The organism is Faecalimonas nexilis (assembly GCF_059731825.1).
Genome location: NZ_AP029189.1, coordinates 1,406,071 through 1,432,070, shown reverse-complemented (window position 1 = coordinate 1,432,070; position 26,000 = coordinate 1,406,071). Strand labels below are relative to the sequence as shown.

Annotated in this window: 20 protein-coding genes; 5 read left to right on the top strand and 15 right to left on the bottom strand. The window is 40.7% G+C overall.

Annotated elements, in window-relative coordinates:
• Positions 1–7: 7 nt before the first annotated feature.
• Together AC6I5B_RS07175 and AC6I5B_RS07170 are read right to left on the bottom strand one after the other, a co-directional pair.
• Positions 8–355, bottom strand: coding sequence for a DUF3221 domain-containing protein (locus AC6I5B_RS07175; protein ID WP_022250860.1), 348 nt, complete (start codon positions 353–355; stop codon positions 8–10).
• Positions 285–1,145 (bottom strand): helix-turn-helix domain-containing protein, encoded by an 861-nt coding sequence (locus tag AC6I5B_RS07170; protein ID WP_497773709.1) that lies wholly within the window; start codon positions 1,143–1,145, stop codon positions 285–287. The genes AC6I5B_RS07175 and AC6I5B_RS07170 overlap by 71 nt, the downstream gene beginning before the upstream one ends.
• A gap of 222 nt (positions 1,146–1,367) precedes the next feature.
• Here AC6I5B_RS07170 and AC6I5B_RS07165 point away from each other — a divergent pair, with 222 nt between their 5' ends.
• The 3 genes from AC6I5B_RS07165 to AC6I5B_RS07155 are packed head-to-tail and all read left to right on the top strand — an operon-like array spanning position 1,368 to position 2,435.
• On the top strand, positions 1,368–1,574 hold the full coding sequence (locus tag AC6I5B_RS07165) for a 4Fe-4S dicluster domain-containing protein (protein WP_022250858.1): 207 nt from the start codon (positions 1,368–1,370) through the stop codon (positions 1,572–1,574).
• A complete protein-coding gene (locus tag AC6I5B_RS07160; protein ID WP_004614030.1) occupies positions 1,571–2,182 on the top strand; it encodes a 4Fe-4S binding protein in 612 nt (203 codons plus the stop codon). The genes AC6I5B_RS07165 and AC6I5B_RS07160 overlap by 4 nt, the downstream gene beginning before the upstream one ends.
• Complete coding sequence (locus tag AC6I5B_RS07155) at positions 2,154–2,435, top strand: ArsR/SmtB family transcription factor (RefSeq protein WP_004614031.1); 282 nt, start codon at positions 2,154–2,156, stop codon at positions 2,433–2,435. Before AC6I5B_RS07160 ends, AC6I5B_RS07155 begins: the two co-directional genes overlap by 29 nt.
• Before the next feature lie 58 nt (positions 2,436–2,493).
• Here the strand turns inward: AC6I5B_RS07155 and AC6I5B_RS07150 are convergent, their stop codons facing one another.
• Genes AC6I5B_RS07150 through AC6I5B_RS07135 form a run of 4 tightly spaced genes read right to left on the bottom strand, consistent with a single transcriptional unit; the run spans position 2,494 to position 7,627 of the window.
• Positions 2,494–4,998, bottom strand: a complete 2,505-nt coding sequence (locus AC6I5B_RS07150) for an ABC transporter permease (RefSeq protein ID WP_497773708.1) — start codon at positions 4,996–4,998, stop codon at positions 2,494–2,496.
• Between the two features lie 3 nt (positions 4,999–5,001).
• On the bottom strand, positions 5,002–5,682 hold the full coding sequence (locus tag AC6I5B_RS07145) for an ABC transporter ATP-binding protein (protein ID WP_497773706.1): 681 nt from the start codon (positions 5,680–5,682) through the stop codon (positions 5,002–5,004).
• A gap of 46 nt (positions 5,683–5,728) precedes the next feature.
• The gene (locus AC6I5B_RS07140; protein WP_071143835.1) at positions 5,729–6,943 is read right to left on the bottom strand and encodes a sensor histidine kinase; all 1,215 of its coding nucleotides are present in this window, start codon (positions 6,941–6,943) and stop codon (positions 5,729–5,731) included.
• A gap of 3 nt (positions 6,944–6,946) precedes the next feature.
• On the bottom strand, positions 6,947–7,627 hold the full coding sequence (locus tag AC6I5B_RS07135) for a response regulator transcription factor (RefSeq protein WP_497773705.1): 681 nt from the start codon (positions 7,625–7,627) through the stop codon (positions 6,947–6,949).
• 176 nt (positions 7,628–7,803) lie between these two features.
• Here AC6I5B_RS07135 and AC6I5B_RS07130 point away from each other — a divergent pair, with 176 nt between their 5' ends.
• Positions 7,804–8,226, top strand: coding sequence for a hypothetical protein (locus tag AC6I5B_RS07130; protein WP_004614036.1), 423 nt, complete (start codon positions 7,804–7,806; stop codon positions 8,224–8,226).
• Positions 8,227–8,268: 42 nt separating this feature from the next.
• Here the strand turns inward: AC6I5B_RS07130 and AC6I5B_RS07125 are convergent, their stop codons facing one another.
• The 4 genes from AC6I5B_RS07125 to AC6I5B_RS07110 all read right to left on the bottom strand — a co-directional run bounded on the left by AC6I5B_RS07125 (position 8,269) and on the right by AC6I5B_RS07110 (position 14,945).
• Complete coding sequence (locus AC6I5B_RS07125; protein WP_022250853.1) at positions 8,269–9,867, bottom strand: hypothetical protein; 1,599 nt, start codon at positions 9,865–9,867, stop codon at positions 8,269–8,271.
• 13 nt (positions 9,868–9,880) lie between these two features.
• A complete protein-coding gene (locus AC6I5B_RS07120) occupies positions 9,881–11,326 on the bottom strand; it encodes a TrkH family potassium uptake protein (protein WP_117787627.1) in 1,446 nt (481 codons plus the stop codon).
• Positions 11,327–11,340: 14 nt separating this feature from the next.
• Positions 11,341–12,699 carry a Trk system potassium transporter TrkA gene (trkA, locus tag AC6I5B_RS07115; RefSeq protein WP_004614039.1) on the bottom strand — a complete coding sequence of 453 codons (1,359 nt, stop codon included), beginning with the start codon at positions 12,697–12,699 and terminating at the stop codon, positions 11,341–11,343.
• Between the two features lie 170 nt (positions 12,700–12,869).
• A complete protein-coding gene (locus AC6I5B_RS07110; protein WP_004614040.1) occupies positions 12,870–14,945 on the bottom strand; it encodes an elongation factor G in 2,076 nt (691 codons plus the stop codon).
• A 158-nt stretch (positions 14,946–15,103) separates the two neighbouring features.
• On the opposite strand from AC6I5B_RS07110, the gene AC6I5B_RS07105 reads away from it, so the two are divergent.
• Entirely contained in the window at positions 15,104–16,204 is a 1,101-nt protein-coding gene (locus AC6I5B_RS07105) for a prephenate dehydrogenase (protein ID WP_022250850.1), read from the top strand.
• 42 nt (positions 16,205–16,246) lie between these two features.
• On the opposite strand, the gene AC6I5B_RS07100 is transcribed toward AC6I5B_RS07105, so the two are convergent.
• The 5 genes from AC6I5B_RS07100 to AC6I5B_RS07080 form a co-directional block, all read right to left on the bottom strand.
• Positions 16,247–16,849: a LysO family transporter gene (locus AC6I5B_RS07100; RefSeq protein ID WP_022250849.1), complete on the bottom strand. Its 603-nt coding sequence runs from the start codon at positions 16,847–16,849 to the stop codon at positions 16,247–16,249.
• Positions 16,846–17,127 carry a LysO family transporter gene (locus AC6I5B_RS07095; protein ID WP_022250848.1) on the bottom strand — a complete coding sequence of 94 codons (282 nt, stop codon included), beginning with the start codon at positions 17,125–17,127 and terminating at the stop codon, positions 16,846–16,848. The genes AC6I5B_RS07100 and AC6I5B_RS07095 overlap by 4 nt, the downstream gene beginning before the upstream one ends.
• A gap of 11 nt (positions 17,128–17,138) precedes the next feature.
• Positions 17,139–18,311, bottom strand: coding sequence for a SpoIIE family protein phosphatase (locus tag AC6I5B_RS07090; protein ID WP_022250847.1), 1,173 nt, complete (start codon positions 18,309–18,311; stop codon positions 17,139–17,141).
• Between the two features lies 1 nt (position 18,312).
• The gene (locus AC6I5B_RS07085) at positions 18,313–20,028 is read right to left on the bottom strand and encodes a [Fe-Fe] hydrogenase large subunit C-terminal domain-containing protein (RefSeq protein ID WP_022250846.1); all 1,716 of its coding nucleotides are present in this window, start codon (positions 20,026–20,028) and stop codon (positions 18,313–18,315) included.
• 120 nt (positions 20,029–20,148) lie between these two features.
• Complete coding sequence (locus AC6I5B_RS07080; protein WP_497773704.1) at positions 20,149–25,992, bottom strand: glycoside hydrolase family 84 protein; 5,844 nt, start codon at positions 25,990–25,992, stop codon at positions 20,149–20,151.
• Between the last annotated feature and the right edge of the window lie 8 nt (positions 25,993–26,000).

Sequence of the window (26,000 nt, the reverse complement as noted above, 5' to 3'; positions counted from 1 at the left end):
ATCCTCCTCAATCAATAATCACTTCGCCATTTTCATCTATAAGGTATATCGCAAAAACATGATGGATTTGTGCCGGATAAGATTCTGCAATTTCCCCATTATAGACAACTCGTACCTCTGTTCCTTCCTCCATCTCAGGCACTTCTTGAATCGAGATGACATCTGTGGATACCGATATTCGATCCACAGATGTCAATTCTTGCTCTCCCTCAAATGGCTCTACTAATATACTGTTTTCTTTTACTTCCAACACTGTTGCTTGAAAGTAAGGATTTTTCTTTTGCTCAGTCTCTTTTCCACACCCAACCACCATTACCAGCAAAAATAAGATTAACGCAAGATAAATTTTCTTCATAAGACACCTCCTTTTTTGTTTTAATATGTCTGTACAATGGCGATTGATTGATTTCCCATTCGTGTGTGAGTGACTTTAACATCGAAACGAGTATTTTTAAAACCTTTTTGCGCTGTTTGGTGACCAGATAAAGTTGAAAATGGGCTACATATGAATTGTACTCCCATAAGTCAAAGAGGTCTGCTCCTTTTTTTGAAACATTCGCAATATATTCCGCATCATCTATTCTATCTTCTTTGATTGCGATTTCCATCAACGACATCAATGTCGCATGAATTTCATTGGTAGCAGACAATAATTTTTCTTCTGCTGCTTTCGCCGCCTCGCCCAGTTTTCCCAATTCAATCAATAAATTTACCTGAATCTGTTTTTTATCAAAAAAGTCCTGTTCTGGCAGCGAATTTAGCAATTCTTGCGCCCGCTCATACTCTTTGCGTCCCATGTATCTCGAAATCAGCATCGCTTTTGCCTGATTTTGAATCGCACTGTCTGAGCTGTCCAAGGCACGCACATATAATGTTTCAACACCCTCCTTTTCGGAAAGCTCCGACAATTCATTCAAAAATAATGCAATTTCTCTGTCTGACAAATCTTCCTGAAAAGATAACAATGTATTCAAATCTGTATCCAACAATCTGGCCAATGCCGGAAGCAATGTGATGTCCGGATATGACGTGCCTTTCTCCCATTTATTGACCGCCGGGGCTGTCACCCCAAGATAACCTGCCATTTGTTCTTGTGTAAGTTTTTTTGCAATACGCCGCTCTCTGATCATTTCATTTATTTTCATAACGACTTCCTCCTGAGTTCACTAATCACTTAAGCAAAGTATAGCAACTTTTTCACACACAAACAATTGACTGCTTCTTAAATAATGCTTTCAAAATTTAACCATTGGTATATGAAACGGTATAACACATATGAAAACTGACATACAATTTTTCTTGACAAACAATAGTTATTTTAGTATTTTAGAAATTGCTAAAATACTAAAATAACTATGGAGGTGCTTATGCATAAAATATCAAAAATTGCCCAAATTGGGAAAAATTGTGTAGCCTGCGGATGCTGTATGAAAGTTTGTCCGAAAGGCGCTATACATATAGAACTTGGTATTATTGCCAAAGTCAACAAAGATGCTTGCATCGGTTGTGGAAAATGCGCCAGAGAATGTCCCGCCGGAATTATTCTCATCGCAGAACGGGAGGTAACAAGATGAAACAACAAAAGACATGGGCGGATTATCTCTGGATCATCGAACTATTATATTTAACACTTGGACTTTTTAATATTCTGTTTGCCTGGCTGGGGCTTATATTCTTTATAACTCCACTGCTTATTTCCATCTTCGGAGGCAGCAAGGTATACTGCAACCGCTTTTGCGGAAGAGGTCAATTATTGGGGCTGTTAGGACACAAACTAAAACTATCACGTAAAGCAACACCCCCAAAATTTTTACATAGTCGCTGGTTTCGATATGGGTTTTTGACATTTTTTATGATTATGTTCGGGCTTATGCTATATAGCACTTATAAGGTTTTTAGCGGTGCACCACTGAAACAGACCGTCACACTTCTGTGGACGTTTAAATTACCATGGGAATGGGCAAAAATCGACATGGTTTCACCTTGGATTTCCCAATTTGCTTTTGGCTTTTTCAGTGTCATGCTCACCTCTACAACATTAGGTCTCCTGACCATGTTTCTGTTCAGGCCTCGTTCCTGGTGCGTATATTGTCCGATGGGAACTATGACACAAGGAATTTGCTATCTAAAACACAGGAAGGAATATAAAAATCATGGAAATGAAAGCAAGAAAAATTGCTGATCTGCTAAAACTATTGGCAAATGAACACCGTTTACTGATCTTGTGTTCCCTAATTTCAGGTCCACTCACCGTAAGCGAAATTCATACCTTCACCCCGAACATTACTGTTTCAGCACTGTCTCAGCATTTAAATCAACTGAAAACGGCTGGGATTCTTGAATCAGAAAAAATCGGCATGAATGTTGTCTACCGGATTCAAGACGAGCGGATCATTGCTTTGATCAGCGCTATCAAAGAGAATTATTGTAACTAATACTTAGCCACAAAAACGCTGTGACAAACCTAATCTGGTTTTGTCACAGCGTTTTTGATTATATATTCTCGCTTCGAATGGTCTCAATGATATTCTGCTTTTCTGCTTTTTTCACCGAATATCGCATTGTCCAAAAGATGATCAGAAATACTGCCGCAACTGCAATCAAGATTTCTTTCCACGGAAGTGTATACGGTACCTCAATGATACCGACAAACACTTTGTACATTCCATAGGATAGCGCTACTCCGACCGGAACCCCAAAAGCCAATGCCTTTGTACCATATAAAATACTTTCACAGCGAATCATCTTTCGAAATTCTTTTTCTGTCATTCCAACCGAGCGCAGTATCGCGAATTCACGGCTTCTAAGCGTCATATTCGTTGTGATTGTATTGAAGATATTGGTAATTCCAATAGCCGAAATAACTGCGATAAATCCATATAAGAAAATCGCCGCAACCAATACCATACTGTTCTGCTCTTTTGCCCTCTGCTCATAATCAATGAAATACCACTCTATACTTTCATCCAATCCCTGAATTTCTTCCTGTAATATTTTTGTATCTTCCGCTTCCGCATAAAATCCATCCAGCGTACCACCCATTCTTGTCATCATTTCATCCGAAATAACAGCAACAACAGAATAATAATCCGCCTCCACTCCAAACGGAAGCTCCTTGGTCCGCTTTGCAATCTCCATCGACTCTACTTCTTTTTGTTCTCCATCCTCCGACAACATGCGATAGGAAAGCGTGTCTCCTGCCTTGCTGTTCAGCAGTTGGAACTGTTTCCTGACTGTCTCTCCGGTATCCTGATCATAAATTGTTCTCCGCTGCGTATCGCAGATAATCGCCTTCTCTTTTGCAACCTCATAAGAAAGTCCCTGCTCTTTTACATACGCCCGATATTGGTCATCCGGAATGGAGTAAAATGTGATATATAAATCTTCCTCCCCCACTTCAATTGAATCATATACGCCATTCATATCTTCCAATGCTTCTTTTGTATAATCACCTTGTGCAATATTACAGATTTGATGCTTTACAACTGTACTTTCCTTAATTCCATCTGCCTTTTCCACTTTCCCATAAAGTTTTTCCTGCTGCTCCTGCGAAATATCCGAATCTTCAATCGAACCATAAATATTATAGTCCATCTCCTGATATACATAGCTTTGCAATAAAAATCCATATTGAATAACGGAACTGATTGAGATAAACAGCACAACACTTAAAAAAATGGAAAATACCGTTGTTCTGTATTTTTTGCGGCTTCGTTTTAAATTTTTACTTGCAATCTCACCTTCTATGCCCAATATTTTTGAAAGGAGCTTAGAAGTACGCAGTTTCTTTCCTGCAATTTTAATACCTGCCGAGTCACGAATTGCATCCATTGGAGCAATCTTGACTGCTTTTCTCGCAGGGATGACTGATGATAGATAAATTGTGATAATTGCAACTGCCACTGCAACTACAAGCGCCTGCCATGATACATATAAGTGTAATGGAATATCTGCAAGACCACTTCCTGCCAATATCTGCGTCACTGTCAAAAGTGTAACCCAGATTGCAAAAACGCCACACAGAATTCCCAATGGAATCGCAATCACTCCAAGCACAACTCCCTCAAACAACACATTTTTCCGAATCTGCTTTGAAGTAGCGCCTATGCTTGCCAACATTCCATACTGCTTGATTCGCTCCATAATCGAAATGTCAAAACTATTCTTAATGACAAAGACCGATGTAAATATAATAATCAGAATGACGATCACAGCCATCCGATATAACACCTGCATGGTCTGCTCTGATCTCGTTCCTCCCTCAAACTGCAGCAACATATCATTGGTAATGATCTGTTCTTGCGAAAATCCATGTTCCTCTTTCAAATTTTCCGCAAATGTATATGCTTCTTTTGGATCTTTTAATGACAATGCAATTTCTATCGGCTGTCCGGCTGTATCATGGTCCAGTTTTGTCACAAGTGTAGAGCCCATCATCCCGTCTTTCTGAAATTCAAAGCTGTTAATTCCCATCAAGCCTGCAATCGTATACGTCTCCTCTGAACCATTGACTTTGAGTGTCAACACATCACCCACTTCATAGCTAATACCATCCAATCCGCTCAGCTGCACCGGCATCAGGATCTCCTGCTCATTTTTGGGCATATGACCTTCTATCAGCTTAATTCCAAGCCGCTTCAAATCCTTCTCCTCAAATGCTTTCAATTTCAGCATCCCTCTATAATTTTCCTGATCTTCTTCCTCTTTAAAAAATGTCTCAGGCGCTACATCTGCAATTGTCTGCCCAATCATAGTCTGTTCGATTTTTGCATTGTTTAACAAATATTTCTGCTGTTCAACCGGCACATCCGATACAAAAATATGATAATCTCCATCATTTTCCTTTGCGTACTCTATCATAGAGCCCTGCATGCTGGAAACAAATGTCGTAATCGCCGTAACCAGCGCTACCGAAAGGATAATTCCGAAAATTGTTACAAGCGTACGCTTTTTATTCCGTTTTAAATTTTTGACCGTGAGTTCATTTAAAATGTTCATAAACTACCTCACTCTCTCGTCTTTGACAATCTTCCCGTCATCAATTGTCAGAATCCGATCCGCTTCCAGCGCAATATTCTCGTCGTGTGTAATTACGATCACCGTCTGATTGTATTTTTGATTGGACATTTTTAAAAGATCAATAATCTCTCTTGACGCCTTACTATCCAGATTCCCCGTCGGCTCGTCGGCGAGCACGATCGCCGGATAATTCACGATTGCACGCCCAATCGACACTCTTTGCTGTTGTCCGCCTGACAGTTGATTCGGAAGGTGCTCTTTTCGATTCTTGAGATTTAAGATTTCTAAAAGTTCCTCCAGACGTTCCTCTTTTACTTCCTTTCCATCTAATCTGCATGGAAGCGTAATATTTTCTACTACATTCAAAATCGGAATCAGATTATAAAACTGATAAATCAATCCGACCTGTCTTCTCCTAAAGATTGCCAGTTTATCCGCATTCAGCTCATAGATATCAGTCCCGTCGATAAATGCCTTCCCGCTTGTCGGGCGGTCAACACCGCCAATCAGATGTAAAAGTGTTGATTTACCACTTCCTGACGCCCCGATGATCGCAACAAATTCTCCCTTTTCCACGGTAAAACTCACATTATCCAAAGCAACCACTTCAGTATCCTTTTCTCCGTATCGTTTACATAAATTCTCTACTTTTAAGATTTCCATACTCTGCCTCCTTCGTTTTTCTTTATTCTACGATACAAAAGTGACTCTAAAGTGACTTTTGGAAATCATTTTTATATATTTTTACGATAAACGTCGTGCCCTCATCTTTTTTACTCTTTACTTTCACTTCCCCGTTCTGGTATGCAATCATACTTTTCGTAAATGCCATACCAAGTCCCATACTGTCTTCTCTGCTTCCTTTCATCTTGTAAAAGCGCTCAAAAATATGCGGGAGTTCTTCTTTTTCAATCCCTTCTCCATCATCTGTGATTTCAAGTTTTGTATAAAGATTATTTTCCGACCACAAAAGCGCTATGTGTGCCGCGCCATGCTCCAGTGCATTTTTCAAAATATTGTGCAGAGCTTCCAAAAGCCATTTTTTATCACACCAAAGCGTAATATCTTCTTCGCCAGATGAAGCAATTCTACACCCACTCACCTCACAGAAGATTTTGAACGAATCTATCATCTTCTCTGACAATTCTGCTGCCATCGTCTCTTCTCTTTTCAATGTAAGTGTCTTTGAATCTAATTTTGCAAGGTTCAAAATCGTTTTTACGAACCACTCAATCTTCAGCAGATCCGCCTGCATATTATCAAGAAATCGCATTCTCTTTTCGCTTGACATGTCCATATATAGGATTTCATTTGTCATACGAAGAGAGGTAATTGGTGTCTTGAGTTGGTGCGAAATGTCCGCGATCAGCCTTTCTGTCTCCTTCTTATTTTTTTCGAGCAGTTGATTCTTTTCTCTGAGAAGTACGGTGATATCATATACTTTATTTTTAAGAAGACTGAATCTTCCCTCTTCGTTATCCCGCAGATCCAGCGTTGCCGTTTCCTGAAGTACCTCCTCACAGTATTGTTCCAGTTCCTCAATCTGCTTTCTCTGCCTTTTCATGGCATATAAAAAGATACCGACACAACCTGCACAGACCAAAAATAAAATCCCAGTCACTCCGCCCACTATCATCACCTGCTGATTTCCACCGGTTCGTTTCGGTAAAAAATTGTCTTCCTCAATTCCATATTTCTTCAATACACTTTCTTTCTGAGACGCTACCCCGTCTGAAGTCATCTGACGAATCGTCTCCTCCTCCACATCCGGATATTGCCTTACAATCTCTGTCACAAGACTGTCCGTCACGTCATACAGCCATCTGTTATTCTCCCGCTCCACAGCGCCAGCAAATATCCAGGTACTGATAAGTCCAGCCAAAGCAAGGACACACACGCTGATTACAAATCTTTTTTTCTCCATAGATCAAACCCCCGCCTTATATCCCATGCCGCGCACTGTCCTGATGATCTTTGGAGCATTTGAGTCTTCTTCTATCTTCTCGCGAAGTCTTTTGATATACACTGTCAACGTATTGTTGTTGACAAAATTGCCGGACTCATCCCAGATTCCCGAAAGTATCTGCCCTCTTGTCAGGATCCGGCCTTTATTCTCAAAAAACAGAGCAAGTATCTTATACTCCAGCGCCGTCAGTTCTATGCGCTCATTGTTCTTGTAGACCGCCCCTTGCTCTAAATTCATCTTCACATGCTCAATTTGAATTTCCTGTCTGTTTTCTTCCAGTATCCCAGTATGGCGGATTACATTTCTAATTCTGGAAAGTAATTCCCGTGGACGAAACGGTTTCGTAATATATTCATCTGCCCCCAATTCAAATCCTTTTACAATCTCTTCTTCTCCATCCAACGCCGTCAGAAAGATAACCGGCAGTTCTTTTCTTGCTTTGATCTCCTCAAACAGTTCAAACCCATTTCCGTCAGGCAATGTGACATCTAAAATAACCAACTGAAAATCCTCCGACTTTAACAGTTCCATTGCCTGCCTTGCCATAGCTGCCACTTTTATCTGAAATCCTTCACCTTCCAAAAAAAATTGAATGCTCTGTGCAATATGCTCATCATCCTCAATCAACAGTATTCTTATCATTTTATTCTCACCCCTCCATAGTTGTACAAATTTTATAAATAATTTAAATAATTATACAACTTTTTGTAAAATATTAATATAAATTTGCGATATTTTATTGCTCTTTGGCAAAAGTTGTTGTATAATAAATAATATCATAGACAGAATAAAAAATACATAACAAAGGAGTGATTCCCATGGTATATTTATTAACAGGGCAAAAAGGCAGTGGCAAGACACAAAAGATGATTGAATTAGCCAATCAGAAAGCAAAAGCATGTGACGGTAATGTTGTCTTTATCAAGAACAGCCACAATGATACCTACAGTGTATCATTTGATATCAGAGCAATCTGCATGGATGATTTCCCTTCCATCCGCAACATAGATGAATACACTGGTTTCATCTATGGTATGATCAGCTGCAACAGTGATATCGAAGTTATTTTTATTGACGGAATTTTAAAGCAGACCAGTGTTTCCCTCGAAAATATCCCAAGATTTGTCGATCGTTTAAGCAATATCTCGAAAAAGCACAACGTAGATTTCTATGTAAGTGTAAGTGCTGACAGAGAAGGTCTAAAAGATGTGAAGACGGAAAAATGTGAATTTTTAAATTAGAATGTAAAAAGAGTTGCGAGACTGTCTCACAACTCTTTTTGTTTATTTTAAATTAGTTACAGTGTTCATCTTTTCTCCCACTTTGTACTCTACCGTAATCTCCTGGCCGACATCGTATTTGATGATATCGATATAGTCCACTACAGGCACATCAAAAATGTCCTCGGAGCCTTCTATCATAATGTAATAGTGTGAGTTTCCATCCACAACACCTTGCGCGATTTTTGTAATCTTACCTGTCAGGGTCTGAGTTTCCCGCGTATCTTCCTCTTCCACCTGAATTCCTTCTTTTAAGAGCAGCTCTTGATACCGTTCTTCACATTCATTTACCGTATCTCCGATTGCAACAACCTGATATTTATGGACATTCACCATCGCATATTTCTTGACAAGTCCTGCCTCGTCCTTCAGCGCAATGAAATATGTCGGTTCTCCGGAAATATTCAAAAGCAGCGGGAATGCAGCCTTATAGCCGAGATCCTGCACCTCTCCCTGCGCGGAATTCATCGCTGAACTCTCTGTCGCCCCTTCAATAGCGTAATATTTTGTCTCCATCGTACGTTGATTCATCAGCACAAACCCTACATTTGACTGGTCACCGCTTACGGATGTAACACCTGTATACACCCACACATCATCGTCAATTGCGAGATAATTATATCCTTCTGTCGTCTTCAGACAATCTTTCTGTCCAAGTACACTATTGAAAAATCCGTGTTTTAAAGTTCCATAATAGTCATATAACTGCACAAGCATATCTGCGGAATATGCACGGTCTATCCATTCCGGCACTTCATCAATCGCATAGTCCACTGTCTCACCGGTGATCGCATTACAGAGAACAACACGTCCGATTGTCTCACCACCAAACAGACCGATGTTGAATTTCTTCACCGGACATACCCAGTATGGAACCCCGTCATCGTCAATTTCAAAACTTAAATCATTAAAAATATAGGTTGGATATTTAAAACGCAAATGTCTGTAAATATTTCTGTTGAAATACTCAGATGTGGAATACTTCATCCCTTCCTCTAATTTTACAAGTTCTGTTGTCTGTGTCGCCATATCAATTCGGATATATGCCGGAATTCCCTCTGACTGATTTGTCAGCCATTTGATTGGGTTCGCATAACGAAGCGGTGATACTCTCACCGGCTTATCCCGGTAGTTAATCTGGGTGTAAATATCGTCCACTTCAAACTGAGATACCATATCTACCATACTTCCCATCTTACGGTTTCCGAGAATCGTAGCAGAGTCTTTATCCAAAAGCGGAATCTGATCAAACGATAACTCTTCAATATCTTTCGTGAATTCTCCGTCTTTCACAGTTAAAAGCTTTTGATATTTCTTTGCATTGACAATCGGGGAGGACAGTAATGTTCCCACTCCATAAATCAACACAACGCCTAGCAGAACAAACAGAATTCCCTTCACAACCTTGGACTGCTTAATCTCATCTTTTCCAAGACGCCTTTTCCATATATAATACACCAAAAGCGCCACAATCAGTAAAATGATAAAAATCCAAAATTCTGATGAATGGATATTGATTGCCGGAATGGTTACGTAATAATAAATACATGCCAGCAAAATGACAATCAATATTCCGATAAGTTTCTTACTTGATTTTTTCATAATCTTCTCTCCCTTAAAATTTTCTTCTCCACAAGTTCGATGAAAACAACATTAAAAACGGGAAAATTTCCAATCTTCCGACCAGCATATCAAAACAGAATACAATTTTTGATAACACAGAAAATTTCGCAAAATTCTCAACCGGACCAACCGCAGCAATTCCTGGTCCCACATTATTCAATGTTGTGAGCACGCCGGTAAATGTTGTTGCAAAATCAAAATTGTTGATGGATACAACAAGAACAGATGCTATCACAATAAAAATGTATGCCATAAAATACACATATACCGCATGCATCGTCTCACCACTCACTCTTTTTCCATTGACCTTTACAACACTGACTGACTTCGGATGCAGTGTTTTTTTCACTTCCTGCTTGATACTTTTTAACAAAATTAAAATTCTCGATACTTTCATACCACCACCGGTCGAACCTGCGCACGCCCCGACAATCATGACCATAAGCAGCAAACACTTCGACAGCTCCGGCCAAAGGTTATAATCTGCGGTCCCAAATCCGGTTGTTGTGATAATGGAAGCCACCTGAAATACCGCATAGCGGAATGATTTTAACGGTGTCTCATAAATGTGCATAATGTTGAACGTAATGATAATCGTCGTAGCTGCGATGATTCCCAAATAGGCCCGGACTTCTTCGTTTTTAAATACAGACTTTACATTCTTTAACAGCAACAGAAAATACATATTAAAATTGATTCCAAACAGAATCATAAATACTGTGATCACACCATCTATATATGCGCTGTCATAAAACGCAACACTGTTATTCCTGTTGTTAAACCCTCCGGTTCCAGCAGTACTGAATGCATGGATGACACTGTCATACAGATTCATTCCTCCCGCAAGCAAAAATCCAACTTCTATCAACGTCAGCGCAAGATACATTCCATATAAAATTTTTGCTGTTCCTCTCACCTTGGGAACCAGTTTGTCCGCTTCCGGTCCCGGAACCTCCGCGCGCATCAAGTGCATCGTATTCTTGTCATCTAAAGATGTCAGTACCAGCACAAAGACAAGCACTCCCATTCCGCCGATCCAATGCGTCAGACATCTCCAAAAATTCATGCCCATCGGCAAAGATGCAATATCCGTCAAAATAGTAGAACCTGTTGTTGTAAAACCGGACACAGTCTCAAACAGTGCATCGATATATTTCGGTATCGTTCCCGAAATATAAAACGGAAGTGCTCCGAATACGGACCATAGAATCCATGCCAGCGCCACAATCACAAATCCTTCCTTTGCATAGATCATCGCATTCTCCGGCTTTTTGCGCCCGAAAATCAAAAACAATACCATTAAGACAGCACTTGTGATTAAAAACGCACGCATCGTCTCTTCTCCGTATATCGCGGAAACAATCGCCGGAATCACCATCACAAGCGCCTCTACACCTAACATTCTTCCTAATATAAAACTCGTCATTCTATAGTTCATAATTGCCTCTTCCTCTAACTCAAAATATCTGTGATATCATGAATCTTTCTTTCCAAAGTTACAACTACGACACTATCCCCTACCTGAAGGCTGTCTTCACCATTCGGAATAATAATCTGTCTCTTTCTTCCAATACAGGCGATCAGATTATTCGGCTTGATCGTTATATTCTTAAGCGGTATATTCGTATAATTGTTCTCTTTTCTGATAATAAATTCTAACGCTTCCACCTGACCGTCAACCAGACGATACATCGTCTCCACGTTTGCACTGCGCAAAGAATTCTGTCTTGCACGCACATAACTTAAAATAACATCTGCTGTTGCACTTTTTGCAGATACAATACTATCGATTCCAAGACCTTCGACCATCTGCGCTCTTGTGTCCTCATTTACCTTTGCGATAATCTTATGCACGCCCTGCATCTTTGCAAACAATGCCATAATGATATTCTCCTCGTCCATACCAGTAAGTGAAATAAGTGCATCCGCCTCCCGAATACCTTCCTCGATCAAAAGATCATGATCTGCTGCATCTCCATGAATAATGGTCGCCTTAGGCAGAGACTCACATAACGCTTCGCATTTTTTCAAATCCTGCTCAATAATCTTAACCTGCATTCCCAAAGACAGAAGCTGCTTTGCGAGGTAAAATCCTACGCGTCCACCTCCGCAAATCAAAACTCTTCGGATCTTATTCTTACAATCTCCCAAAGATTTAAAGAAGAGCTCAATCTCCCGATGGGATGCTGCAATGTGAAGCTTATCGCCTTCCTGTGGAACAAACTCTCCGTCCGGAATATAAACTTTCTTTCCTCTTTGTACTGCGCAGACAAGTATCTTAATCTGATATTTCCTATAAATCTCCGCCAGACTGTGACCAATGATCGGATTCCCTGAGCGCAGCATAAATTCAACCAGTTCCACTCTTCCTTTCACAAATGTCTCAATCTTACTTGCCACCGGAAAAATCAGCACTCTTGAAATCTCATTTGCAACTGCCAGTTCCGGATTGACCGCCATACTCAACCTCAAATCTTCTTTCAAAATATCTATCTGCTGATAGTAAATTGGGTTACGCACTCTGGCAATCGTATGTCTCGCTCCCAATCTTCTCGCGATCAGACAACTCAGCATATTGAGCTCATCTGTAGATGCGCATGCAATCACTAAATCTGCATGCGGTACATCTGCTTCTTTTTGCACTTCTGCACTTACACCATCCCCGGTAATACAAATGATATCCAGCTTATTAATCGCCGCCTTTAACTTTCCCGCATTATTGTCAATCAGCACTACATCATAATTGTCTTCAGAGAGTTGCTTTGCAAGTTTATATCCTACTTTTCCATCTCCAATAATTACAATCTTCATCGATATTCCCTCAACTTTTTATTTTCATTCCTCTCGGATTCCCATACAGAATCCAAACAGCATGGCAATTATAGCACCTTTATATCAAAAGTACAATACATTCCCAAAAGGTTGTCCCACACAGATAAAAAGGTAAGGACATCTAAAAATGATGCCCTTACCCGCCTTACTTATTCTTCTGCTGCACGTTTTGCAATCTCTTTTTCCTGCACATCAGAAGGAGCCTGTTCATAGCGTACAAATTCATATTCATAAGCCCCTCTTCCACCTGTCATAGACCGCAGCACGGTGCAGTATCCAAATACTCCTGTCATCGGAATATCCGCTTCGATAATCTGCGCTCCGCCCGCAACCGGCGTCATTCCAAGCACACGTCCACGACGTTTGTTCAGGTCTCCCATCACGTCTCCGGTATACTCATCCGGCACCGTCACTTTAATCTTTGCGATTGGCTCCAATAACACAGGACTTGCTTCCATAAATCCTTTTTTGAACGCCTGCATTGTCGCTGTCTTAAATGCCATCTCAGAAGAATCCACCGGGTGATAAGATCCGTCATATAAAACTGCCTTCACACCTACAACCGGATATCCTGCCAAAGGTCCTTTCAGTACAGATTCCTGCAAACCTTTTTCTACTGCCGGGAAGTAATTCTTTGGAACTGCTCCGCCAACTACAATCTGTTCAAATACATATGGTGTCTCTAAATCTCCGGAAGGTTCAAATTTCATCTTTACATGACCGTATTGCCCATGCCCTCCAGATTGTTTTTTATATTTTGTATCTACATCTGAATTCTTTCGGATAGTCTCTCTGAAAGCAACTTTCGGTGTCTCCAAATCCACATCTACTTTGTAACGGCTTGCAAGCTTGCTCACAACAATCTCTAAATGTTGATCTCCCATACCATACAATAACGACTGACGATTCTCACTGTCATTTACCGCTCTCAACGTCACATCTTCTGCCATCATCTTTGCCAGCGCCTGAGATACCTTATCTTCATCTCCTTTTGCCTTTACAACATATTTCATATATGTATAAGGTGTGGAATATTCTGTCTTTCCGAACAGAACCGGCGTATTCTTTGTAGAAAGTGTATCGCCTGTCTTTACGCCAGAAAGTTTTGCGATCGCACCGATATCACCTGCGTGTAATTCTGAGACTTCCACCGGTTTATTTCCCTGCATCGTATATAATTTCCCAAGTTTCTGTTCCGTGTCATTCTCTGTGTCAAACAGTGTATCTTCGCCTTTTAAGACACCCGAACATACTTTTACAAATGAATATTTTCCAATAAACGGATCTACCATTGTCTTAAACACATATGCCGTCTTCGCTTTTGCGAAATCATAATTTGCTTCAAAAATATCATTTGTCTTGCGGTTGATCCCCACACAAGTTCTCTTATCCGGGCTAGGGAAGAAACGCACAATGTCAGACAACAAATTTGCCGCTCCCTGCGCCTCTATATTTGATCCCATCGCAACAGGTACGATATCCCCATCCATTACTTCCGTGCGCATCGCAGAACGAATCTCTTCAATTGAAAATTCTTCTCCTGCAAAATATCTTTCCATAAAGTCTTCACTCGTCTCGGCAACCGCCTCCATCAGTGAATCTCTTAAAAGCTGTAAGTTTGGCAAACAATATTCCGGAATCTCACACTCCTCTCTCTGCCCGATACCTGTATATCTTCTTCCGGCATTCTTGATGACGTTGATATACCCTACAAGCTTTTCATTCTCACGAATCGGCTGGAAATGCGGCGCAATCTTCTTTCCGTATCTTGCCGTCAAATCTTCCACAACCTGCCGGAAACTTGCATCATCCACATCCATCTCTGTCACATATACCATTCTCGGAAGATTATATTTGTCACATAACTCCCACGCTTTTTCCGTTCCTACTTCTACTCCTGCTTTTCCTGAAACAACAATTACGGCTGCATCCGCTGCACTTACCGCTTCTTCTACTTCTCCAACAAAATCAAAGTATCCCGGTGTATCCAAAATATTGATCTTTGCTTTTTCCCATTCAATCGGGATCAGACTTGTACTAATCGAAAACTCTCGTTTTTGTTCTTCTTTATCAAAATCACTAATCGTGTTATGGTCTGTTATCTTGCCCATTCGATTGGTTGCTCCTGATACATAAGCCATTGCTTCGACTAAACTAGTTTTTCCGCTGCCTCCGTGTCCTAAAAGTACCACATTTCTAATTTCGTCTGTTCTGTAAACTTTCATATTTTGCTGCCTCCTTATTTTTGTAGTTTCTCATGTGTATATTGTACTAAAATTTCCACAAAATTACAACTCTTTTATTAAATTTATACAATTTATTTGTCTTTTACTTTAGTGTACAATAATTGATAAGTGAAAATAAAGAAAGGACAGCAAATATTATGAACAAACCTTACAAAATCGGGTTTATCGGGCTTGGATTGATTGGCGGTTCCATCGCCCGTGCGATCCGTCAGTATTACCCTGATTCCGAGATTATCGCCTTTGACAAAAGCAGAGAGACACTCGCGCTCGCCACGCAGGAATCTGTAATCAACGTAGCCTGCACTTCCATCGATAACAACTTTTCCAACTGTCACTATATTTTCCTATGTGCACCGGTCTCATATAACACTGCGTATTTAAAGCAGATCAAACACTATGTTACCAAAGACTGTATTCTCACTGACGTAGGCAGTGTAAAGACTTCGATTCACGAGGAGATCATCGCTCTTGATATGGAAGAAAATTTTATCGGAGGACATCCAATGGCTGGTTCTGAGAAGTCCGGTTTTTTAAATTCCAAATCGATGCTGATTGAAAATGCGTACTTCATCCTGACTCCATCTTCGACCGTATCGCAAGATAAAGTGACTGCATACAGCACTTTTGTAGAATCGTTAAAAGCACTTCCGGTCATCTTGGATTACAAAGAGCACGATCTGATCACCGGAACAATCAGCCATCTGCCACATATCATTGCATCCACCTTAGTCAACTTTGTAAAGGATACGGATACAAAAGATGAGTTAATGAAACAGCTTGCTGCAGGAGGATTTAAGGATATCACAAGAATTGCCTCTTCTTCTCCGACAATGTGGCAGCATATCTGTCTGAAAAACGGAGACAATATTGTCAAAATTTTGGACGCTTACATTGACATGTTAAAAAATGCAAGAGATTCTGTCGCAGAAAGCTCCGAGCAAAAATTATATGATTTATTTGAGACATCTAAAAATTACCGGAATTCCATTCCGGAAGGTTCCTCCGGACCGATCAAAAAAGTGTTTGCGATCTACTGCGATATCATCGACGAAGCAGGGGGAATCGCAACAATTGCGACCATACTTGCATCAAACAATATCAGCATCAAAAATATCGGCATTATACATAACCGTGAATTTGAAGAAGGCGTTCTGCGTATTGAATTTTACGACGAATCTTCTTCCCATAATGCAACTGAATTGCTGCAAAAATACCGCTATATTGTATATGAACGTTAAAAAGACGGGATTCCCGTCTTTTTTTCTTGCACAATATACTAATCATAAAATTCCGTTAAACAGTTTTATCAATACCGGAACCGCTGCCGAACAGATAATTCCATTCAAAACTGCCATCATCACCACTTCTCCTGATGTATATTTCATCAGCATCGGAAGTGTCGTATCCTCACTCGTAGCTGCTGCCGGAGCAATCGCCGCATATCCGTTAAAATATTTTACTACAACCGGTATGATCATAAACGAGAAGATTTCCCGCAAAAGATTACATAGAAACGCAATCGTACCAATTTTTGCACCTGCAAGCTCCGTCACCAGAACTCCAGAAAGACTGTACCAGCCAAGCCCCGACACAATCATCAGACTGTCCCGTAAGCTTTCCCCTAAAAACAGACTGCACACAACACCTCCAAAAATGCTTCCCAAAATAACTCCTATTGGAATCAATAAGATTTTCACATGATGCTCTCTTAATTTCTGGAATACACCTTTGTTCGCTCCAACACTGATTCCGACAGAGAACATCAGCACATACAACACATGTTCTGAGTGTCCGGTCAGAAAATCAATTATATCCTTGGGAAGAATTCCATTTCCCAAAAGCACTCCCGCTGCCAGACAGCACACTGCGATCACAACCATCATATTTCCTTATCCTCCTTACTTTTCATAAATACTTTCGTAAGTCCATAGACGATCAAAGTAGATCCTGCCACCGCAGACAACATATAGAGCACACTCTTCCAGCCAAGTTCTGCCAGTTCATTAAAAAAGTTTTCTCTGCTTCCAAGCGAGACTCCCATAATAAAAATCAAAATCCCGGTTAAAACAATCTGAAGCACTCCATTTACCTTCAATGTTTTCTTCAAATTCAGTTTCATACCGATAATAACTCCAAGCATCATAATTACAAGTATTAACATATTTCCTCCAACTAGTAGTATTTTACGCACACCTGTTTTCCCATCTTCCTTGCCACCTCCTGAAGCTGTTCTACCAGATTCATTCGGATACTTAAGTCAAATGGAAGATTGGAATTTTGGTGCGCTTCATTCGTTGCCGTCCCCACAAATAAATGAATGTCCGTACATTCTTCGATTAACAGCCTTGCAAGTCTGGACGCTCCATTATCCGCATCCAACTCATCAAAAAATTCCACGTCAAAATCATCTCTCTCATATTTCTTGAGCAGTTTTAATGCTTTTCCAAGTGTCAGAACTCCCTCTGTCACCAAATCCAAACCTTCAATCGCAGCAGTCGGCGGCACTGATGAATCTTGATAATTCACCGATGTGACAATGTTTTTCTGCAAAACGCGCGCCATAATATTTGCGCTCGTCCCTCCTGACACAACCTTTGTTCCCTCTTCTGACATAAATTCCCGCACCATACGCTCATCATCATCTTTGCTTTTTGGCGGACCGGTAAAAATGTTCACGATTTTTCGATTGATCACACGCATGACTGCAATCGTCGTGTCATCACCCGGACGGTGGGCATACAATTCATTGCACAGATCACTCAAAAGAACGGTCAATCTCGAAGCAGAAAGTGTGTTTTTTGTGCATTTCAGCGTATATTCTGCCATCTCGTTCCACGTCCAGCTCAAATTCATAAGCTCTCCTTCCCCGGCGTAGATCACACCATCACTCATCAAAACAAAGCAATCATTGAGCTTTACCTGAAAACGATATTCACGTATTGTTTTCCCTTCGATTATACGTTCTTTGTACGGATAATCCACAATCTTTTTATCCCGGATAAAAATGCAGCTTGGATTGTCAAATTCGACAAGATACGCTTCTCCATTGTGAGCAATCTGAAGAATGCTAAACGTTGCATACGCCACTTCCCGCACTTTGCAGATCGGCAGGGTCTTTGCGATCGTCTCCACCGCAAGCTCAATGGAAGCCCCATCCCGAAACATTGTCTTTAGGATTTTTGAAGTGAGTGTTGCAAGTATGTTCGCTTTCACACCGCTTCCCATTCCATCAGCCAAAATCAAAACGTCTGCCTTATCCGTCTTCAGCACCTCCACCTTATCTCCGCAGAGTTCTTCCTGATATTTGTTCAGACTTTTCCACGCAACATCCACACTAACACTCATGCTACTCCTCCTCATCCATCAGGATTGAATCCCGTAATTTCGTAAGCGTAACCTTTGTCTCCGCCGTTGTTTCTCCTAAAAGTCCCGCAATTTCCTGCGCCACCATCATCTGCTTATCAATAACCTTCTGTGCAGCATCGATCGTCTCCATCTTTAAACGGTACCGCTTTTCCTTCGCCTTCTCCTCTTTCGTGATATCCTGATAAATGACAAGCACTGATGTAAGATTCGGAATATACACAATTTTTTCTTCCGCCTTCAAGTGAATCTGCGGTAAATCTACTTTTTTACTCATAATAGACTGTTTCGTTTCAAGCACCATCTCGATATCTTCCGTCTCGATAAACTCGAATATGTATCGCTCCAGCGCTTCTTCCCTGCTGACTCCCAAATACTGCTGCGCCATTCGGTTGCACTCTCGAATCCGCATCTCATCATCTATGATGAAAATCAGATTCGGTGTCACATCCAGCACAATATTCGACATCGATTCTGCCTGTGCAATCGCATACGGAAGACACATCCCAAGTTCTGCCTTCTTCTGAAATACCGCTGTCGCTTTCGCCCGACAGGTCGAATACCCGCATGCACCACAATTCAATTCATCCTCTTTTTTATACTTTCCGATTGCCTGCAGCAATTCTGTCAATTCCTCCTCTGTCGGAACTTGTTCGTGCTGACTTCGATCCAAAAATGTTTTTTGCATTGATATGCAATCATATGGAATATCCTCGGAAGCGGGCGCATGTTCCACCTGTGCTTCAATCTGCACCTTCGCTTTCACAAAAGAATTCTGCCACTGGTCCGATGCAGGTCCTTTAATACAGCCTCCGTCACATACATTTGCCTCGATAAAGCAGTGGCTGAGTTCCTCCTTCTCCATGCTTTTAAATAGTTCCATACAGGCATCCAGACCGTCCACGTAAAGTTTGTGATATGTATCCTTCATCTCTTTCTGTTCCATCACCGACTTTACAATTCCTCCTCCAACCGGATAAATGCGGTTGATCCTCGGATCCGGATTTCCAAACGGCTTCTCTTCGCATTCCGATATTGTGATTCCTTCTGCCTTCAACCATCCGCCAAGCTCCTCAAATGTCAGAATTGCATCGACAGCCCCAAACACCCTGTCATCCCCAACTGCCTCTTCTTTTTTTGCAATGCAAGGCCCTAAAAAAACAACCTTCACATCCTCACCATAAATCTTTTTGATCAGTCTCCCATGCGCGATCATCGGAGATACTACCGGGGTCATATATTTTGTCAGACTTGGGTAGTATTTTTCGATCAGATCATTCACACTTGGGCAGCAGGTTGTAATCAGGTTTTTCATCGTTCCTTCTTCCAGGAGTTTCTGATATTCACGTGTGACAAGCGCCGCTCCCTCTGCCGTCTCGCGCACTTCAAAAAAACCAAGCTTTAACAGTGCATCCACAACCTGCCCCGGATTTTTATACTCCAACACACCAAGATAAGACGGCGCAATAGAAATCACGGTTTTCATCCCCTGTCTCAGATACCCTTTGACACGCTCCATATCACTCGCAAATGTTTTCGCATTCTGCGGGCAAACTTCCAGACAATGCCCACAGTGAATGCAGGCTTCCCGAATAATATGCGCCTGTTCATTCCGGACTGAAATTGCTTTTACACTGCAATTTCGAACACATTTATAGCAATGCCTGCAATTTGCATCCTGAAAATCAATCACTTTCATTTTCAATCTTCTCCCCTTTCCCAGAGTCGCATTTTCTTCTTTTTAGTATACTCAATTTCTCCGGTTCCCGCAAGGAAAACCCCTTCATACCGCTACCGATATGAAGGGGTTCTCTCATTCTTAATTATCGTCTTTTTTTCTACGTCCCAAGATATAGCCGCTCGCTAAAATCATGGATGAGAAAATGCCAAACACGCTTGTCGGATCTCCTGTTTTTACCGGTTTCTTGTTGTCTGGTTTGTTTTTATCCGGTTCTGTTGGAGTCGTTGGCTTCGTAGGTGTTGTTGGCGTTGTAGGTGTGGTAGGTGTTGTTACTTTCTTAAGTGCTCCACACATCTCATTCAACACTTTTAACGCTTGATCGACATCGTCCTGCGTTGCATTCTCATTTTTCAATACCGCATTGGCTTCTTCAAATGCTTTCGCAAATCCTTCCCAGCTTGCCTCTGTGTAATCTTTTTCATTTAGTTTGCTGCACTCATCTACCTTTGCCTGCAGCGCTGTCTTGTCTACTTCCGGCTGAGGATCCGGTGTCTCTGCCACTTCCAGCTTACCATATGCTTCTTCCAAGCTTTGAAGCATTGCATCAACCGTTTCCTGTGTTGCTTTCTCATCTGCTAATACCGCATTTGCATCTTCCAATACGTCTACAAATGCCCCCCAGCTCTCTTGTGTATAAATATCGGAATCTAACTTACTGTACTCATCCACTTTTGCCTGCAATTTACTCTTATCTACTTCCGGAGTCTCAGGCTCTGTCGGTTTTTCTTTGAGACCTGCAATCGCGTTCTTCAAAGTCTCTGTCGCCTGATCCACAGCCTCTTGTGTCGTCGCATTCTCTTTTACATTTTTCGCATTGTCATATGCTGTTTTAAACGCATCATAAGACTCTGTTGTATACTTATCTTTATACTTATCTTTATCCTGTTCTTTTCCTGCTGCAATCACAAGTTGTTCATCCAATGCTTTATAATCGAGTTCTTCTGTAGGCTCACCTTGTACTACTACATTCACGCTCGCCTTTTTATTCTCTGCATTTGCAACTGCATTTAAACTCAGTGTTCCTTCCAACACATATGTATCTACTTTACCGGTATCTAGATTATCTGTATTCCATGTCACCGGAACAAGTACTTTGATTGTGTCAGTCATTTCTTCCACTGCAACCTGAATTCCATTTACAGCCGGAAGCTTCGCAGCATCAAATTCACTGTCTTTCTCAATCAGGATATCTGTATTTGCAGACACACTCTGTACAGAGGATTTCTCATATACATATCTGCCAAGCACTTCTGCCTCATTGATTCCAACGCCGTGTCCACCTGCCACATTGTTCAATTCCTTAAAGAACACTCTCACATAGCGTGCTGAAACCGGAGTTTCAAATGTAATCTCATCAGTCGGATTCACCGGACCGTTATGTTCTTTTGATAAAGTCTTCACCGTTGTCCAGTTCTCATTGTCATTGGATACCTGCACCTCATAATCTGTAGGATATACTTTATTGAAGTATGATACCTTCAAACCGTCAATCAGATTCATCTGCTCCCCAAGATCAATTGCAAACCATGCATCGCCAATGTCCTGTGCCTCATCACCTGTTCCACTCTTGATAAGATCACTGTCCCATTTTGTGGATGCATTTCCATCATTGATGGATTCCTTGACGCCATTGCTTGTACCAGATACCGTCACTGGTTTTTTCAATCCAATATTCTGCTTTTCTGTCACTTTCACTTGAAGTGCGTTTACTGCCTCCTGCAATTTTGTAGTCGCCTTTGTCACCTCGTCCTGTGTCGCACTTGCATTCTCTGCAACTTTCTTTGCCTCTGCAATGACTGCTTTTAAGCTTTCCTTGGAAGCTTTCGTATACTCTTTGGATTCTGCTTTTCCTTCTGCTTCTTTGATCGCCTCATTTAAAGCAGTCTTGTCTGTCACCTCATCCTTTTTCTCTTTTCCGTAAATCTCAAACTCTGTGATTCCGACACCATTTCCGGCTGCGGCTGAGTTCAATTCCTCAAAGAAAAGGCGAACATATCTGGCTGTCAGAGGAGTCTCTAAATCAATTGTTTCTACCGGATGTGCTGCTCCATTCGGATTTTTGGAAAGTTCTTTTACAGTTGTCCAGTTTTGAGCATCATCCGATGTCTGAAGTTCCCACTTTGTTGGGTAGATCAGATTATAGAAACGTACTACAATCTGATTCATAGTATATTCTTTTTCTGCTCCAAGATCGACGTAAATCCATGAGTTTTCTTTTGCGTTATTACCTTTGATGAAATCACTGTCCCATTTTGTTTCGGTATTCGCATCATTTACATTATTTTTATCTCCAGCAGTCGTTCCAGAAACTTCTACTTTTTTACCGATTGCAATATTCTGTTCAATTTCCTCACCATTGTCTACGATAATTGGATCTACATACTCTCCGATATCGTCAGATGCATTTTCTCCGGTTGTAATTGCCAGTTCATGAATTGAGGCTTCACTTTCTTTAGTCCATTTAATGCTAATCTCTGAAATTGGTCCCACATCTTTTGTATCAAATTTTGCAATGACATCTTTCACTGTTCCCAGTTTTTGCTCACCCTTTGGAGTTGTTACATACAAATCACCTTCACCGGCTGCACCCTGTAACACAGAAATCTGTGTAATGTTTGTATTTTCTGTCACACGATATTTAATATAGTCACCGGACTTTGTCTTTTTATTGAACAATGTACTGATGTCATTATCAATCACGGCTCCCACATCACCTGACATGTTGCTTGTGATCTGCGCCGCCGCTACGCCGCCTTCTGTCTTTTTATTAATCTGAATCTCATGTAGCTTCAATTTATCATTTCCGTTACCTGTAAAGTAAAGTCTTAGATATCTTGCTTTTGCACCTTTCGCATCACCGCGCACATAGCGATAAGGAACTTCCATAACAGAATTGTCATTTTCAACTGTCGCCACATCTGTCCAGTCTTTATTGTTTTCTGAAATCTGAATCTTTGCATTGTACAGACGCTGTAATCCGTCTGAGGTTACTGCCTCCACATCATACACTTCAATCGTTTTTCCCAAATCAAATGTAATATAAGAATCTTTCGCCGGATTTTCTTTTGTCAAAATATAAGTAGAAAGATTGCCATCAAATACATTTGTATACGTCCCTTCACTCAAACCATTTTTAATTGTTGACTGTAACAATTTTGCTTCTGGCTTCAGGCTCTTGATATCCATTCCAATCTTTGTTATATCCACTGTCACATCTTTTTCTGAATTGTTTCTCAATCTTAAATATTTTACTCCGGCAAGGTCTTTGACCTCTTTTGCCTCTGACCAATTCAATGCATCAAATGAATATTCAAATACAAGACCTTCCTCTGCCGATACTTCTTTTACGAATGATTTTGCCGCTTCCGGTGTCTCTAGTTTAATACCAACATAATTATTTGGTTTCAATGTAACACCTTTCAAATTGCGAACGCTAATCTCTGTTCCCTCAATTGTCAGAGGTGTCTTTTTCAATGCATCAACGTTAGTGTAGACTCTGTCATGTTCTTCCACTTTTTTGTTCACTGTAAATTCTCTTACATATGTCCAATAATCCGGTTTCCCATTATATCCTGCTGTCTTCAGATAATATCTCACATATCTCGCTTTCACATTGAGTCCATCTGCCGTAATACGGTCTCCATCCACTTTTGCATCAATCTTTTCCCATGTTTCTCCGTCTTCTGAATATTGTAATTCTGCATCATGGAAAATGTCATGGTGTCCGTCTTTTTGTGCCTGCAAAATAGATACATCTGTCACAGTGGTAACTCTTCCAAGGTCTAATCCATAATAATCGCCCGCCTGCTGTTTTACCTGCCATGAAACATAAGTTGTCTCATCTCCATCATACATCTTCTTCGAATCAGCAGTTTCGGTCACTTCTGCTCCGCCCATTTTCGCATATAATGTTGGTGAAATTGTAGTGTCTCCCGGGTTTAAAATCGGTGTTAACTGATTTTTTGCTGCATTGATTGCCTTTGCCACAAACGGCGCAAGTCTCTTGCTTCCTGCTTTTGCATATACATTCGGCAAATCTTCTGCTGTAAGATAGGTATACATTGTGTTGTAATATTTGCTTGCACTGCTTAGTTTTGTCCAGGCCGTTGTAGTATCTCCATTTTCTAAAGCAATCAAACTCTCCAATGCGCCTTTTCCTGCACTTGCCACATCATTTAATGATTTCAGCCAAGGCGTCAATTCTTTTACCAAATTTTTATTTGCACAATTTTTTTCAAAATCTTTGACTGCATTCAGGATATTATCAAATTCCGCTAAAATTGCTTTCGCATCTTCATTTTCTTTAATTGGCTTTCCTGCATTTACAAGCTTTTGCACTGCATCTAATTTTTCTTTCAAATACTCTGACTCATTAAATCCAGGAACTCTGGATGAGCCAGGTGCATTTGCTACGTTTCTCGCAATCGTAAGATAAGAATCTTTTACCTCAGGCTGCAAATAATTAAATGCGCTCTCCCAAATTTCATTTGCATGTTCAGAATATTTATTATTGTTCCATACCAATGACGCCAACTGATACAAGCCCACCTCATTTGAATATGCAAATCTGCTTGGGTTTGAGTGGAAACCTGCAAGTCCCGTTACATTGTCTCTCGCATAATATGTGATATCACCAAGATAAATTCCTGATTTCGCATGCTCATTTACCGGATAGTTCAACCAGAAGTCCGGATCATGATTTGTCTTTTCTTTCAAAAAGTTTACCGTTTCCTGTGTGATTGGTGAGTTTACATCATCACCGGTCCAGTAAATATGAATGTCATCATTCAAATTCTTTAAAGCTGTTAACTCCGCACCATTACCTGACCATGCCTTGTTATAACCCTGTGGACAGTATGTAATCGGCTGGCAACCTTTCTTTTTTAAATCTTCATTCAATCTATTCAGCACAGTCACAACCATGTCATTGTTTCCGCCACCAAAGTCATCATTCAATATATCAAATTTACGAACACCAATTTTATACAACTGTTCCAGCTTTGCCATTAATTTCTGATACTGTGTTTCGTACTTTGCATCTGATATACTTGAAAATGATTTAAAAAAGTTACCAAGGTGAATAGACCATACAAAATCTACTTTTGTCTCTTCGGCTTTCTTTACTAACTTTTCAAATTCTTTTATTGTTTCATCCGGATATAGCTGATCCCATTTGCTTGTATGATATGCATCTCCCTTCGGTGCATAGACATAGCTGTTCATCTTATAGTCTTTGGCAAATTCCATCAGATTTTCACGCTCATCAAAGTTCCATGCACCATAGAAACCTTCGATGTATCCTCTCGTCGCCACAGTTGCATAGTCTTCAATATGCGCATCCAAAAATTTCTTTCCTGAGAAAGAAGAGAACATCATCTGCAGAGTCGCAACACCATGAAAGGTTGCATCCGTATCTTTTCCTTCAATGACAATATCTTTCTTTTGTGCATCTGCATCAAGCACATAGGCATCCGGCTTTTTGTAAAATTCTGCATTTGGCTCGTTGATTTTATTTTCTTTCATATAACTATCAGCTGCACCGTTTGTTTGTTCCACGCCGAGGATGATATTTGTTTTTTCATCATCTACGTTCTCAGATTCTTTATATCCAACTTTATACTTGTCCAGTACTTTTTTTACAAAGTTTTTGGTAGCCTCATCCACTCCGTTCTCTGCAACAATCGTTACCTCTCCACTTTTCAGTTCAAATGACTGTGTTGTTTGTGGATACGTCACCTTCTGCGGAAGCGGGTAAATTGCATATGCATTCGGATTTTTAGAACACTCTGTCTGCTCTGTAGGCACTGTTGGCGTCGTTTCCTCATTCTTCTTTGCAGCAGCTGCCGGAAGAACAGAGGTTGCTGTCATCGCGCAAACTAACGCTGCACTTGCTACACGTAAGGATTTTCGTTTCTTTTTCATATTTTTGC

Bases quoted from the DNA above. Each gene is read 5' to 3' on its own strand.
- AC6I5B_RS07175 (WP_022250860.1), bottom strand. From the start codon at position 355: ATGAAGAAAATTTATCTTGCGTTAATCTTATTTTTGCTGGTAATGGTG.
- AC6I5B_RS07170 (WP_497773709.1), bottom strand. From the start codon at position 1,145: ATGAAAATAAATGAAATGATCAGAGAGCGGCGTATTGCAAAAAAACTT.
- AC6I5B_RS07165 (WP_022250858.1), top strand. From the start codon at position 1,368: ATGCATAAAATATCAAAAATTGCCCAAATTGGGAAAAATTGTGTAGCC.
- AC6I5B_RS07160 (WP_004614030.1), top strand. From the start codon at position 1,571: ATGAAACAACAAAAGACATGGGCGGATTATCTCTGGATCATCGAACTA.
- AC6I5B_RS07155 (WP_004614031.1), top strand. From the start codon at position 2,154: ATGGAAATGAAAGCAAGAAAAATTGCTGATCTGCTAAAACTATTGGCA.
- AC6I5B_RS07150 (WP_497773708.1), bottom strand. From the start codon at position 4,998: ATGAACATTTTAAATGAACTCACGGTCAAAAATTTAAAACGGAATAAA.
- AC6I5B_RS07145 (WP_497773706.1), bottom strand. From the start codon at position 5,682: ATGGAAATCTTAAAAGTAGAGAATTTATGTAAACGATACGGAGAAAAG.
- AC6I5B_RS07140 (WP_071143835.1), bottom strand. From the start codon at position 6,943: ATGGAGAAAAAAAGATTTGTAATCAGCGTGTGTGTCCTTGCTTTGGCT.
- AC6I5B_RS07135 (WP_497773705.1), bottom strand. From the start codon at position 7,627: ATGATAAGAATACTGTTGATTGAGGATGATGAGCATATTGCACAGAGC.
- AC6I5B_RS07130 (WP_004614036.1), top strand. From the start codon at position 7,804: ATGGTATATTTATTAACAGGGCAAAAAGGCAGTGGCAAGACACAAAAG.
- AC6I5B_RS07125 (WP_022250853.1), bottom strand. From the start codon at position 9,867: ATGAAAAAATCAAGTAAGAAACTTATCGGAATATTGATTGTCATTTTG.
- AC6I5B_RS07120 (WP_117787627.1), bottom strand. From the start codon at position 11,326: ATGAACTATAGAATGACGAGTTTTATATTAGGAAGAATGTTAGGTGTA.
- trkA (WP_004614039.1), bottom strand. From the start codon at position 12,699: ATGAAGATTGTAATTATTGGAGATGGAAAAGTAGGATATAAACTTGCA.
- AC6I5B_RS07110 (WP_004614040.1), bottom strand. From the start codon at position 14,945: ATGAAAGTTTACAGAACAGACGAAATTAGAAATGTGGTACTTTTAGGA.
- AC6I5B_RS07105 (WP_022250850.1), top strand. From the start codon at position 15,104: ATGAACAAACCTTACAAAATCGGGTTTATCGGGCTTGGATTGATTGGC.
- AC6I5B_RS07100 (WP_022250849.1), bottom strand. From the start codon at position 16,849: ATGATGGTTGTGATCGCAGTGTGCTGTCTGGCAGCGGGAGTGCTTTTG.
- AC6I5B_RS07095 (WP_022250848.1), bottom strand. From the start codon at position 17,127: ATGTTAATACTTGTAATTATGATGCTTGGAGTTATTATCGGTATGAAA.
- AC6I5B_RS07090 (WP_022250847.1), bottom strand. From the start codon at position 18,311: ATGAGTGTTAGTGTGGATGTTGCGTGGAAAAGTCTGAACAAATATCAG.
- AC6I5B_RS07085 (WP_022250846.1), bottom strand. From the start codon at position 20,028: ATGAAAGTGATTGATTTTCAGGATGCAAATTGCAGGCATTGCTATAAA.
- AC6I5B_RS07080 (WP_497773704.1), bottom strand. From the start codon at position 25,992: ATGAAAAAGAAACGAAAATCCTTACGTGTAGCAAGTGCAGCGTTAGTT.